Source organism: Streptomyces marispadix (genome assembly GCF_022524345.1).
GTDB lineage: Bacteria > Actinomycetota > Actinomycetes > Streptomycetales > Streptomycetaceae > Streptomyces > Streptomyces marispadix.
In genome coordinates this window covers 2239816-2252525 of the sequence record NZ_JAKWJU010000002.1, presented here as the reverse complement: position 1 = coordinate 2252525, position 12710 = coordinate 2239816, and the positions used below count along the sequence as shown (strand labels likewise).

At 70.7% G+C, this 12710-nt stretch carries 9 protein-coding genes; 4 read left to right on the top strand and 5 right to left on the bottom strand.

Annotated features, from left to right (window positions below):
• Positions 1–28 precede the first annotated feature (28 nt).
• Positions 29–604, top strand: a complete 576-nt coding sequence (locus MMA15_RS09530) for an acyl-CoA thioesterase (RefSeq protein WP_241058681.1) — start codon at positions 29–31, stop codon at positions 602–604.
• Positions 605–724: 120 nt separating this feature from the next.
• Here the strand turns inward: MMA15_RS09530 and MMA15_RS09525 are convergent, their stop codons facing one another.
• On the bottom strand, positions 725–2233 hold the full coding sequence (locus tag MMA15_RS09525; RefSeq protein WP_372498217.1) for an LCP family protein: 1509 nt from the start codon (positions 2231–2233) through the stop codon (positions 725–727).
• 158 nt (positions 2234–2391) lie between these two features.
• Between MMA15_RS09525 and MMA15_RS09520 the strand changes: the two genes are divergently transcribed.
• Entirely contained in the window at positions 2392–3375 is a 984-nt protein-coding gene (locus MMA15_RS09520) for a glycosyltransferase family 2 protein (protein ID WP_241063108.1), read from the top strand.
• 115 nt (positions 3376–3490) lie between these two features.
• On the opposite strand, the gene MMA15_RS09515 is transcribed toward MMA15_RS09520, so the two are convergent.
• From MMA15_RS09515 to MMA15_RS09500, 4 genes are all read right to left on the bottom strand, one after another.
• Positions 3491–5023, bottom strand: coding sequence for an LCP family protein (locus MMA15_RS09515; RefSeq protein WP_241058679.1), 1533 nt, complete (start codon positions 5021–5023; stop codon positions 3491–3493).
• 220 nt (positions 5024–5243) lie between these two features.
• Positions 5244–6926: an LCP family protein gene (locus MMA15_RS09510; protein WP_241058678.1), complete on the bottom strand. Its 1683-nt coding sequence runs from the start codon at positions 6924–6926 to the stop codon at positions 5244–5246.
• Between the two features lie 164 nt (positions 6927–7090).
• Positions 7091–8653 (bottom strand): LCP family protein, encoded by a 1563-nt coding sequence (locus tag MMA15_RS09505; protein WP_241058677.1) that lies wholly within the window; start codon positions 8651–8653, stop codon positions 7091–7093.
• A gap of 190 nt (positions 8654–8843) precedes the next feature.
• The gene (locus MMA15_RS09500) at positions 8844–9599 is read right to left on the bottom strand and encodes a TIGR03089 family protein (protein WP_241058676.1); all 756 of its coding nucleotides are present in this window, start codon (positions 9597–9599) and stop codon (positions 8844–8846) included.
• 176 nt (positions 9600–9775) lie between these two features.
• On the opposite strand from MMA15_RS09500, the gene MMA15_RS09495 reads away from it, so the two are divergent.
• Together MMA15_RS09495 and manB are read left to right on the top strand one after the other, a co-directional pair.
• On the top strand, positions 9776–11275 hold the full coding sequence (locus tag MMA15_RS09495; protein ID WP_241058675.1) for a peptidoglycan recognition protein family protein: 1500 nt from the start codon (positions 9776–9778) through the stop codon (positions 11273–11275).
• A gap of 240 nt (positions 11276–11515) precedes the next feature.
• Positions 11516–12598 carry a mannose-1-phosphate guanylyltransferase gene (gene manB / locus MMA15_RS09490; protein WP_241058674.1) on the top strand — a complete coding sequence of 361 codons (1083 nt, stop codon included), beginning with the start codon at positions 11516–11518 and terminating at the stop codon, positions 12596–12598.
• Positions 12599–12710 lie beyond the last annotated feature (112 nt).

Sequence of the window (12710 nt, the reverse complement as noted above, 5' to 3'; positions counted from 1 at the left end):
CAGCCGGTTCACGCTCTAGGCTGGGGTCATGGCCGACCAGGTTCCCGCCGGTGAGGAAGCCGGGAAGGAGGGCGTCCCGGGCAAGCCCACCGCCGCCTCCCGGACCACGCTCTCGCACATCATGTCGCGCAACGAGACCAATCTGCTCGGCACCGTGCACGGCGGCGTGATCATGAAACTCGTCGACGACGCCGCGGGCGCGGTCGCGGGACGGCACTCCGGCGGGCCCGCCGTGACGGCCTCGATGGACGAGATGGTCTTCCTGGAGCCCGTACGCGTCGGAGACCTCGTCCACGTCAAGGCACAGGTCAACTGGACGGGCCGCTCCTCGATGGAGGTCGGGGTGCGGGTGCTGGCGGAGCGCTGGAACGAGGCGGTGCCCGCGACCCATGTCGGTTCCGCCTATCTGGTCTTCGCCGCCGTGGACTCCGCCGGCAGGCCCCGTCCCGTACCGGCCGTACTGCCCGAGACGGAGGAGGACGAGCGGCGCCACCAGGAGGCCGGTATCCGCCGCACGCACCGGCTGGCCAGCCGGCGTGCCATCAGGGAACTGCGTGCCCGCAGGCGCCGCGAGCAGCAGGGGCCGGGGGAGCCGGGCGTCTGACCTCCTCCTGGACCTGAACTGAACGGGCCGGGACCTGAACGGCCGGGCTTCGAACGGACCTGAACGGACAGGACCTGACCGGGACCGGGACCGAACCGGCGGGTGGGCGTCTGCCGGCCGTCAGGCGCAGGACGCCTGCTCGCCGCCCTTGACCGCTCCATGCCCGGACGAGCCGCCGTCCGAGGACGACCCGGACCCGTCGGACGGCGCACCCCCCGAGTGCGAACCGACGCGCACTTTCCGCACGCTGTGGCTCTCACGGCCCACCGTGACCCGCATCACGGGGCCCCTGCCCGGCTCCTCCACCAGTTCGGAGCCGGGCAGCGCCTCGCCGAGCGCCCGCGCCGAGCGCGTCCAGCGCGGGTCGTAGGCGATCTGCGTGCGGGAGACGTCGTTGCGCTCCGCGGTACCGGGGGAGCCGGTCGTGGCGAAGCCGGTGCCGCGCAGCTTTCTCTCGACCCGGCGGGCGAGCCCTTCGCGGTGCGTGCCGTTGTCCACCTGCACCTGGACCGCGCTCGGCGGGATGCCGACGACGGCTGCGGGAGTGCCGCCCGCCGCCTCGCCGCCCCCGGAGCCCTCCGCACGTTCGGTGTCCCGGTGCTTCTGCTTCGTCAGCGGCTTGTCGTCGCGCAGCGCGCCGAAGAGCTTGCGGGCCTTGCGCATGTCCCACCTCACCGTGGAACCCAGCTCCGGCACCCGGTGGTCGGCGTCGGCGACGGGCACGGATACGAACTCGGAGGAGTTCGAGTCGAAGCGCCGCAGCGCACGCCCGAGTTCGAGCATCTGCTCGCTCCCGAGCCCGGAGTCGGCGCGTACGGAGTCGAGGACGGTGGAGGCGACCTTCCGCAGCTTCACGGGGTTCATCAGCACGCCGCTGTCGGTGGCCTTCTCGATGACGGCCGCGAGGAAGTGCTGCTGGCGCTCCATCCTGCTCAGGTCGGACCCGTCGCCGAGGTGCCGTGCCCTCACATACTGAAGCGCGCGGCCGCCGTCGAGCTTCGTGGTGCCCGCGGGCAGATCGAGACCGGAGTAGGTGTCGTGGAGCGAGTTCTCCGTGCAGACGGGCACTCCGCCAAGCACGTCGACGGTGCGCATGAAGCTCGTGAAGTCGACCTCCAGATAGTGGTCGACGTGGATGCCGCTCATGGCCTCGACGGTGCGCACGGTCAGGGGCGCACCGCCGTGCGCGTAGGCCGAGTTGAGCTTGGCGGGCTCGGCCGGGTGCCGTTTGCCGCTGCCCGGATCGGTGTGTGCGGGAAGCTTCGTGTACGAGTCGCGGGGGAGGCTGACGATGCTGGCGCGGTCGTGCCCGGCGGAGAGATGCACCAGCATCAGGGTGTCCGTGCAGTCGCAGGCCGAGCCGCCGAGCCGGTATCTCTGGCGTTCCTCGTCGGAGAGCTTGTCGCGCCGGTCGGTGCCTACGACAAGGAAGTTGACGCCTCCGGTGTCCCGCGGCCGGTCGGTCAGGCCCTGGAACGGATCGACCCTGTTCACATCGGCGTTGAGCCCGCTCACCATGACGTGCCCGACGCCGCTCGCCCCCAGCACCAGCACGGAGAGAGCCGTTGCCAGGCGCAGTCCCCAACGAGGCTTACGGCCGTTTCTGTGTGCTTCCGCGCGCATTGCCATAACGTAGGGCGATACGATCTGCGGCACTTGACCACACGCCGTCGCGCGACGACGAGGGCACCCGGCTGGCGTGCGGGGGCCTTCGCCGGTCGCGGTAACGTGAACACGTGACTGATTGGACTTCCCCGGGCGCGGAGCTGCCGGCGGTTTCGGTGATCATGCCGGTCCTCAATGAGGAACGGCATCTGCGCAGCTCCGTAACGCACATCCTCCAGCAGGAATACGACGGTGAGCTGGAGGTCGTCATCGCACTCGGGCCCTCCGAGGACCGTACGGACGAGATCGCCGCGGAGTTGGCCGCCGAGGATCCCCGCGTGCACACGGTCCCCAACCCGAGCGGCCGCACGCCCGCCGCGCTGAACGCCGCCATCAAGGCCTCCCGGCATCCGGTCGTCGTGCGCGTGGACGGGCACGGCATGCTCTCGCCCGGGTACATCGCCACGGCGGTACGGCTGCTGTCGGAGACCGGCGCCGCGAACGTCGGCGGAATCATGCACGCCGAGGGCGAGAACGACTGGGAGCGTGCCGTCGCCGCCGCGATGACCTCCAGGATCGGCGTCGGCAACGCCGCGTTCCACACGGGCGGGCAGGCAGGCGAGGCGGAGACCGTCTACCTCGGGGTGTTCCGGCGTGACGTGCTGGAGCAACAGGGCGGCTACAACGAGGAGTTCATCCGCGCACAGGACTGGGAGCTGAACTTCCGCATCCGTGAGTCCGGCGGCAGGATCTGGTTCTCGCCCGAGCTGAAGGTCGAGTACCGGCCCCGGCCGAGCGTCCGCGCGCTGGCCAAGCAGTACCGGAACTACGGGCGTTGGCGCCATGTCGTCGCGCGCTACCACCCCGGGTCGATCAATCTGCGCTATCTCGCGCCGCCTGCCGCGGTGTGCGCGATCGCGCTGGGGACGGGCCTCGGCCTGGCCGGGTTCCCCCTGGGGTTCGTCGTGCCGGGCGGTTATCTGGCGGCCGTACTCCTCGGGTCGCTGCCCGCGGGCAAGGGGCTGCCGGTGAAGAGCCGTGCGTGGATACCGGTGGCGCTGGCGACGATGCACATGTCGTGGGGCTGGGGCTTTCTGACGAGCCCGCGGAAACTGGCGCGCAAGGTGATCGCGTCCCGCAGGGAGCCGGTGCCCGCGACGCACTGACGCCGCGCGACCGCAAGGAAGCCGAGCGACGCACTGACGACGAACGCGACGAACATGACTGAGGGGCAGCCGCTTCGGGCGGCTGCCCCTCAGTTCATTCGTCTCGCCGACAGGCTCACCACACGTTGGCGGGATTGACCTCCATGCACGCCTTGTCGTTGTCGCCGCGCAGCGCGTCGGCACTGTCGGGCGCCTTGTTCTCCTGCTTCTCGCCGGAGGCGCCGCCCGCGCCCTTCGGGTAGGCGGTGCCCTCGCGCCAGTCGCCGCCGATCACCAGCGTCACGCCCTGCACCCCGCTGGAGTGCTTGACCGCGCCCTCGGGCAGACCGATCGCCTTCGCCACGGCGAGCGCGTTGCCGCGCTGGCTCTCGCGCGGGTAGCTGATCGTCGTGTCCGCCTGTGACTTGGGAGTCTGGTCGGCCGTGGCCTGAGCGAAGCCCTGGCGTCCGAGCTGTTCGGAGATGACCCCGGCCCGTCCGCTGACGGGCGCTTGCAGCGCGCTTCCGGTGCCGTTCATCACCCTTACGGGAATCTCCGCCTTGGGCACGGTGGGCTTCGTGGGCTCCGGCTTCTTGTCGGGCTTCTTCTTCTTGTCCTTGCCGTCGAGGGCGATGTCGTTCCGTATCAGCGAGAACGTGTGGTCGGCGTCGCCCTTCTTCGGTACGACGTAGCCGCCCGGCGCGTACTGCCACGGCATCGTCACCATGGTGATGCGCTTCGTCGGCACCCGCTTGAGGTCGTTGCCGAGGTCGTAGAGCTTCTTCACGCTGCCGAGGCCCTCGTCGACGGTGAGTGCCTTGGTGGCGGCCTCGGCCAGGCCGCGCATCTTGCCGGGGTCGGTGAGCTTCGTACCGGCCTTGAGCTGGCGGACCATCGAGTTCATGTACATGTGCTGGGCGCGGGCCCTGCCGATGTCGCTGCCGTCTCCGAAGCCATGTCGGGTGCGCAGCCAGTGCAGGGCCTGCTCGCCGCGTACGACCGAGTTGCCCTTCTTCAGCCGCAGCTTGGACTGAGGGTCGTAGACGTTGTTGTCCACGCACACCGGGACGCCGCCGACGGCGTCCGCCATGGAGACCACACCGGCGAAGTCGATCATCATGAAGTGGTCGATCGGGATGCCCGTCAGCTCCTCCCAGGTGGCCACGGTGCAGCCCGGACCGCCGTGCTGGAGGCTGGTGTTGATCTTGTCCGTGGTCTCCCGGTAGACCTGCTGGTCGTCGGGGTCCGTGCACTTGGGGATCGTGGCCTTGGTGTCACGCGGTACGGAGATCACGGAGATGTTGCTGCGGTCCGCGGAGACGTGGAGCAGCATCTGCACGTCTGCCAGGGGAGGGCGCCCGCTGTCGCCCTTCGCGCCGCCGAGTTCGACGTTCGCCTTCGACCGCCGGGAGTCCGAGCCCAGCAGCAGGATGTTCATCGGGGTCTGGCCCGCGGCGTTCGGATCGCTCTTGTCGAGCTTGCGGTCACCGAGGTTGAGCACGTCACGGGCGAGGTTGCCGTTCAGGTGCTCTATGTAGAAGTAGCCCGCGCCCGCGGTCGCCAGTATCAGCAGCGACAGGCACACGGTGAACCACCGCAGGACACGTCTCTTCTTGCGGGGCGGGCCGCCGCCCTCGCCCCCGCCTCCGCCGAAGTCGTCGTGTCCCATACCGCCGCCGCCTGTCTGTGTGTACCGCTGTCGCTGTCGCGGCACGCGGCCTGCCTCGTACTGCGAGTCCCATCCGCGGTCGCGCACCGGCGCGCCGCCCTGCATCCCCCGGGCACCTCCGGTGCCGTTCCGCTGCCGCACGGGACCTCCCCGTCTTCGGCCCCACGCGGCGTGTACAGGCCCTTCGTGCGCCTGGCGGGGCGTACGAAGGGCGCTTACGTCACTTCGCGCAGACCTTCTTGTCGTTCGCCTTGACGTTCTGGACGCCGTCAGGCGCCTTCTCGGGTGCGGAGACCGGCTCCCCGGCCTTGGTGAAGTCCTTGCCCAGGGTGAGTTCCATGGCCTTGCCGACGCTCGAACTCTGCTTCATCGCCGACTTCGGCAGGCCCAGCATGTCGGCGAGCGTAGCCGCCTGCCCGGCCTGGCTGGAGGAGAACTCCAACGTGGTCTTGGACAGTTGGGCATCGGCGTTGCCGGCGTTGGTCGAGAGCCGGACGCCCTGCTGGTTCTGGAGCCAGTCCACCGTCTCCTGGGCCGCGCCCACGGGTCCGCCGCCGTTGCGCACATCGACGCGCACCTGCGACGCGGGTACCTTCTCCGCCTTCGACGGCTCCTTCCCCTTGGACCCCTTCTTCGTCTTGGTGAGCGACTTGTCCGCCTGCACCATCTTGAAGAGAGGGTTCGCCTTCGCCTCGTCAAGTACGACGGTTGCGGGGTCCTCAGGGTTGTCCACGACGGGGACCGTGGCGAAGGTGATGTTCTTGATGTTGACCCGCTGAAGGTCCTTGGCGAGGTCCGTCAGCTTTCCGACGGTGCCGATCCCCGTGTCGACGGTCAGCGCCTTGGTCATGGCGTTGGCCAGGTCGAACAGCTTCGACGGATTGCTGAGCGTGTCCCCGGACTTCATCTTCCGGATCATCGAGCTGAGGAACTGCTGCTGGAGCTTGATCCGGTCCAGGTCGCTTCCGAAACCGACCGAGTGCCGCGTACGTACGAAGGCCAGCGCCTGCTCGCCCTTCACGACGTGCTTGCCGGCCGTGAGGTTCAGATGCGACTTGGGGTCCTTGATGGGCTTGGCCGTGCACACCTGCACGCCGCCGATCGCGCTGGAGAGCGCCTTCACGGCGTTGAAGTCGGCCATCATGAAGTGGTTGATCTTGACGCCGGTCATCTTCTCGACCGTCCGCCAGGTGCAACCCGGGTCGCGCCCGGACTGCCCGAGGCTGGTGTTGAACCGCACGTCCTGCTGCCCCGGGACGGTCTTCGTGGAGCCGTCCTTCTGCTTCGTGGGGCAGTTGGGAATGTCCGTGATCATGTCGCGCGGGATGGACAGCGCGGTGGCGTTGCTGCGGTCCTTCGAGACGTGGAAGAGGAACGTGGTGTCGGCGTGGCCGACGCTCGCGTTGTCCCCGTAGCCGGAATTGCCCTTGCCCTTACGGGAGTCGGTGCCGAGGACCAGTATGTTCACCGGGCCGTCGGTCACGGCGGCGTTGCTCTTGCCGACGTCGATCTTGCTGATGTTGCCGTTGAAGTGGTCGTACAGGAAGTAGCCCACGGTGCCGCCGGCGACCAGTATCAGCCCCAGGGTGCCCGCGCTCCAGCGCAGCACCTTCTGCTTCCTCGACGGGCCCGGCTTGCGCTTGCGGCGCCCATGGCCGGCCGGCGGCGCCGGCGGCTGCGAGCGGGCGCCGCGGCGCCGCTGTGAGGGAAGCCGCGGTTCGCTCTGCTGGGCGGCGGAGGCTCTCCGCTGGCGCGGCGCGTCGGGACGGCTGCGTGCCGGCGGATTCGGGGAATCGCCGGCACCAGGGTTCAGCCGCAGCTTGTAGCTGCCGGTGCTCGGGTCGAACACCCACTGATCCGCGGGATCCACGTCTCCCGCCTGCCCACGGCCTTGCGCGTTCACGATTGCGTAAGTCCTCCATTTGCCGCCTGGCGTCGCCCTGTCGGGGCGGACCGGAGCGGCCACACTATCCGGCAGGTTCGGCGCCGAGCGACGTCGGTGGCAAATTCCACGGGCTCGAAAGTGGTCAAGTCATCCCAATCTCAATGTGGTCGACGGTGGAGATGTCATGTACGGCAGACATCGCGCGCCGCGGTCGTTCCCCGGTAGACCGGCGCCGGTTTCCCCGGCCGGCCGCTGCCGTCCGGTGCCGGGCTCTCCGCGTCCTGACGCACCGAGGGTCTGACGGCCCCGCCCGCGGCTTGGTTCCTGCCGGTCTGATCAGGGCTTCGTGAGCTGCGGGAGGCCGCCGTGCCGGATTCCGGGGCGGCAGTGCCGCCTCCGGACGTGCCGGTGCCGCCGTCGCCCTGTTCGCCGATCCGCACGGTGCGGTCGGCCCGCAACTGTGCGAAGAGCCGCCCCGCGTCGGGCTGTACCAGCTCGTCGCGATTGCGGTCGAGTCTGTACGACTGCCGAGGAACGGTGAGGAAACGCACCTGTTCCTCGGGGATGTCGCGTACGCCGCGGGCGAGTTCGTACAGCTCCCCCAGGGAATCGAGCCCTTCGTCGGCCGTCACCGCGGACGTCGCGGAGTGCAGCACGGGGTAGAGCTTCGCGGGATTGAGCAGCACACCGTTGCTCCGCACTTTCTTCACCAGCGACCCGAGGAACTGCTGCTGCCGGCTCATGCGGTCGGTGTCGCTGCCGTTGCCGAGCCCGTGCCGTGCACGCACGTAGCCGAGGGCGTCCTCACCGCCCAGCGTCTGCCGCCCGGCGGCGAGTTCGAGCTTGGCGTCCCGGTCGCGCACCGCGCCCGGGAGGCAGACCTCGACGCCGCCCACCGTGTCCACCAGGGACTTGAAGCCGGTGAAGTCGACGACGAGGTGATGGTCGACGCGCAGTCCCGTCAGCGTCTCGACCGTGCGGATCGCGCAGGCCGCACCGCCGTTCTGGAACGCGCTGTTGAACTGTGTGAAGCGGGCCTTCGTGCGGACGCCGTCCCGGCCGGTGCAGGACGGCACGCGCACCATCAGATCCCGCGGGATCGAGACTCCGGTCGCGCTGCGGTGGTCGGCGGCGACATGCAGCAGGATCGCGGTGTCGGAGTGCTGGCCGCCCTGGTCGCGTCCGTATGCGCTGTTGCCGCCGAGACGGCTGTCGGAGCCGAGCAGCAGGATGTTCTCGGCCTCGCCTGTGGGGCGGTCGGGGCGCTGTGCCTCGTAGTCCTTCAGGTCGCGGGCGGTGGCGTCGTCGGTACGGATGTTGCCGTCGAGCCGGTTGTAGAGGGTCCAGCCGACGCCGGCAGCGGTGAGTACGAGCAGCGAGGCGACGAGCGAGGCGAGGCGCATCCAGCGCCGGCGGCGCCGTGACCGTGGTGGACGAGGGTGCCGCGGGGCGCTCTCGGGGTCCGGCGCGGGCGGTGCGCCCGGCGGTTCGGCGTCGGCGCCGCCCGAACTGGTCGCCGCATCCGCGGAGTTGGCGGCGGAGGGGGCGGGGGCACCGGCGCCCGGTGTACGCGCGGAAGGTGTGCGCGCTGGAGACGTGTGCGCGGTCGGTGTGTGCGCGCCCGGCGTGCGTGCCGCCGGTGTGCGCGTGCCCGGTGTGCGCGTGCCCTGGTCGTCCGCTGCCGGTGCGGCCGTCGCTGTCGTTCTGTCCTCGTCTGTCCCGGAGTCGGTCACGTCTGCGTCCATCCCTCGTGGTCTCGGCGGCGCATGCGGGACGCGTACGGGCGTGAGGGCGCCTTCGTTCACGCAGGCAGATGCCCAGAACCCATACGAGGTTGTACGCAGCGCTGAGCGCTGCTGATCACAACTGATTACCGACGATCATCGCCGACCGGGCCGAGCGGTGCCGGGAGGAGAAGCGGGGCGTCCGTGCCGCTCAGTCGATTGTGTGGGTGACGCGCTCGTCCTCGGCACGTTTACGCAGGCCGGAGGCGTCGACCTCGGAGCGGTCACGGCACAGCACGACCGATCCGCCGACGGCCAACGGGGCCAGCAGCCCGGCGCTGAGCCCGTCCCAGCCGTCGTAAGCGCGGAGCGAGAGCACACGCGAACCGGGCTCAAGGCCCAGCGACTCCGCGTCCGCGAGCGCACGCCGTACGGTCTCGCCACCGGAGAGGGCTTCACCGCCGGGCAGCCGCAGGAACGGATCGTCCGCGCCGACCGGCGCATACGGCATGAACCGGTCGCCTTGGCCCGGCACTTCGGCCGCGTAGTCGACGAACCCCTCGGGCCGCTGCGGGAAGCGCGCACCGAGCGGGAGGAGGCTCAGCGCGACGCGCTCGCCGCCGCACGCACGGGCCGCATCGAGGCGGTCGGGTCCCGCGACGACGAGCGACGCAGCGGCCGGGTCGCCTCCCAGGTCGGCGACGACTCCGGCGGAGGAGCAGGCCAGCAGCCAGACGGCCGTCTGCCAGTGAGCGGGCAGCAGCAGGGCGAGCCGGTCGCCGGGCTCGGTGGCCAGTTCGTCCTGGAGTAGATTCGCGGTCTTGGCGGTCCAGTTGGCGAAGGTGGCCACGGACAGCTCGACGCGTTCGCCGGTGGCGTCGTCGTAGTACGTCACCAGGGGACGCCCGGGGTCCTGGTCGAGGGCGGAACTCAGCAGGTCGGCAGGTGTGCGCGGCGGATTGCTCACCCGGCAAGCGTACGCGGGCGCGCACGGCGCCCATGAACCGAGGGGCCGTCGTGCGAGGGGCTCCGGCGGTCTCCCCGACGGTTGACGCAGCGTTACGGGGGTATCGGACGGAGCATCATTTACCTACCTCTTTGCCCGAATAGACAGACAAGTGAGGCTATGTGCACGATCGCGTCATGCGAGCACTACTAGTCACCTCGATCGGAGTCGCGTGTGCGGGAGCCCTGCTCCTGCCGCTAGCGCCCACCGAGTCCGCCGAATCCATGCTGCACGGCAAGCGCTCGTCGTCCGGCGGGGACGCCGCACCGCCCGCGGCTCCCCGCGGCCCCGGCGGAGCGGACAGAGGAAGCCGGGCCACCGCCGCGGACAGCGGGGGCCCGGTCCCCGGCAGTACCCGCTCCCTCTCGCTGCGTGCCGGCGGTGACGGCAAACGCGCAGGCGACAAGCTGCTCTCCGCATGGGAGGACGACCCGTCGGGCGGCAGACGCGTGACGTCCCGCGACGTGAAGCCCTTCTCGCTGGTGGGCGTCGTCTGGGACGACGTGGGCGCCGTGCCGGAGGGACGGCTCCAGGTGCAGACGCGTGCGTCCGGCAGCGGCAAGTGGTCCGCGTGGCGGACGCTCGACACCCACGGGGACGGCACGCCGCAGCCCGGCGAGCGCGACCGCGGCGGCAAGAAGGCCGTGGGCGCCACGGCACCCGTGTGGACCGGCGACTCGACGGCGGTACGGGTACGGATCGTCCCCGACGGCGCCAAGGGGCCGAAGGCAGGCGGCGCCTCCGGCGACCGCACCGGCGACCGCAAGGCGGGGGAGACCCGCTTGCCGGAGGGCGCACGGCTCGAACTCGTAGACCCTGGGAAGACACCCGGCAGCGGCTCCCGTAAGGGCTCTCGTACGGGCTCCGGGGCCGGTGACGCTCCTGGAGGGGGCGGCCCGCGCGGTGACGACCCGGCGAAGCGCCCCGGCGGCGTGCTGCCCCGGCTGACCAGGGCGGACACCCGTTCCACATACGGCGACGAGGCGGCCGACGCCACGCCCTCGAAGAGCGACCGCGCGCAGGACAGCCGCATCGGGCCGCGCCCGGCGATCGTCACGCGAAAGGGGTGGGGTGCGGACGAGGGCCTGCGCGAGCGGGAGTTCAGCTACAGCAGGACGGTCAAGGCGGCGTTCGTCCACCACTCCGCCGAGACGAACGACTACGCCTGCGGCGATGTGCCCGCGATCATCCGCAGCATCTACCGCTACCACGTCCAGAGCAGCCACTGGCGGGACATCGGCTACAACTTCCTGGTCGACAAGTGCGGAAAGATCTACGAGGGCCGCGCCGGCGGGGTGGCCAAACCCGTGATGGGGGCTCACACTCTGGGCTTCAACACCGACACCACGGGGATCGCCGTGCTCGGCACCTACTCCAGGGAAGCGCCGTCGAAGGCCGCCAAGGAGGCGCTGTCCAGGCTGACGGCATGGAAGCTCGGCGTGCACGGCGTCAACGCCGCAGGCAAGGTCACGCTGACCTCGGGCGGCAGCAACAAGCACAGACGAGGCAGCAAAGTGTCGTTCAACGCCGTCTCGGGCCACCGCGACGGATTCACCACGGAGTGCCCCGGCGAGAGGCTCTACCGCGAACTGCCCGCCGTACGCACCGAGGCGGGACGCTTGCAGGGGCGGCGCTGATCCCGGCGAAGCCCGGCGGCCCCCGGACCCGGCGGCCCCTGGCTTCGCCGGGAGCACCGCAGGGGTGCCGCCGCGTACGCACCCCCGGCCCCGCCCCGCCTTGCGCCCGGCCGCCCCCGTCCCCACACCCGCGCGACCCGGCCCTCCGTCCGCCCCGGCAGTGCGAGGGTCCTGCATAAACTGGCCGCCGAAACCCGGCTCAGGCCGCCTCCTCCACCAGTCAGGAAGCGAAGAAAACCGGTGACAGAAGCGATCCTCCTGGTCGGGGGCAAGGGCACCCGGCTGCGTCCGCTGACAGTGCGCACACCGAAGCCGATGGTGCCGGCGGCGGGCGTCCCGTTCCTCGCCCATCAACTGGCCAGAGCGCGGGCGGCGGGCGTCGACCACGTCGTGATGGCCACCTCCTATCTCGCGGAGGTCTTCGAGCCGTACTTCGGCGACGGCTCCCAACTGGGCCTGCACCTGGAGTACGTCACCGAGGAGGAGCCGCTGGGCACGGGCGGAGCCATCCGCAACGTCGCGTCAAGGCTGCGCTCCGCGTCGTCCGATCCGGTGCTCATCTTCAACGGCGACATCCTCACCGGACTCGACATCGGCGGCCTCGTCGACACCCACATCCGCACCGGCGCCGACGTCTCGCTCCACCTCACGCGAGTCGACGATCCCCGCGCGTACGGACTGGTCCCCACGGACGGGGACGGGCGCGTGACCGCGTTCCTGGAGAAGCCGCAGACGCCCGAGGAGATCGTCACCGACCAGATCAACGCGGGCGCCTACGTCTTCGACCGCTCCGTCATCGACACCATCCCCGAGGGCCGTCCCGTGTCCGTCGAGCGTGAGACCTTTCCCGGGCTGCTCACCGACGGCGCGCACCTCCAGGGCATGGTCGACTCCACGTACTGGCTCGACCTGGGCACGCCGCAGGCGTTCGTACGGGGCTCCGCCGACCTCGTGCTCGGCAGGGCCCCCTCTCCCGCTGTGCCGGGCCGCTGCGGCGACCGGCTCGTACTGGACACGGCCGAAGTCGCGCCCGACGCCAAGCTGACGGGCGGCACGGTCGTCGGCGCCGGTGCGACGGTCGGCGCCGGTGCACGCGTCGACGGTTCGGCCGTGCTGGACGGCGCCGTCATCGAACCGGGCGTCCACGTAAGGGACTCGCTGATCGGCACCGGTGCCCGCATCGGCGCCGGTGCCGTGCTCGACGGTGCGGTCGTGGGCGACGGCGCCGTGGTCGGCGAGGGCAACGAACTCCGGGACGGCATCCGCGTGTGGTGCGATGCGCGGATCCCGGCAGGCGCTGTGCGCTTCTCCTCCGACCAGTGACGCCTCCGTCCGACCGGTGACCGCTATCCCGGCCCGGGGCCCGCGCCCCTGGGCCGCGCCGCCGACTCGCGTACCGGGCAGGTGAGTTGGGCCCAGGCCCGGTGCCTCGCCC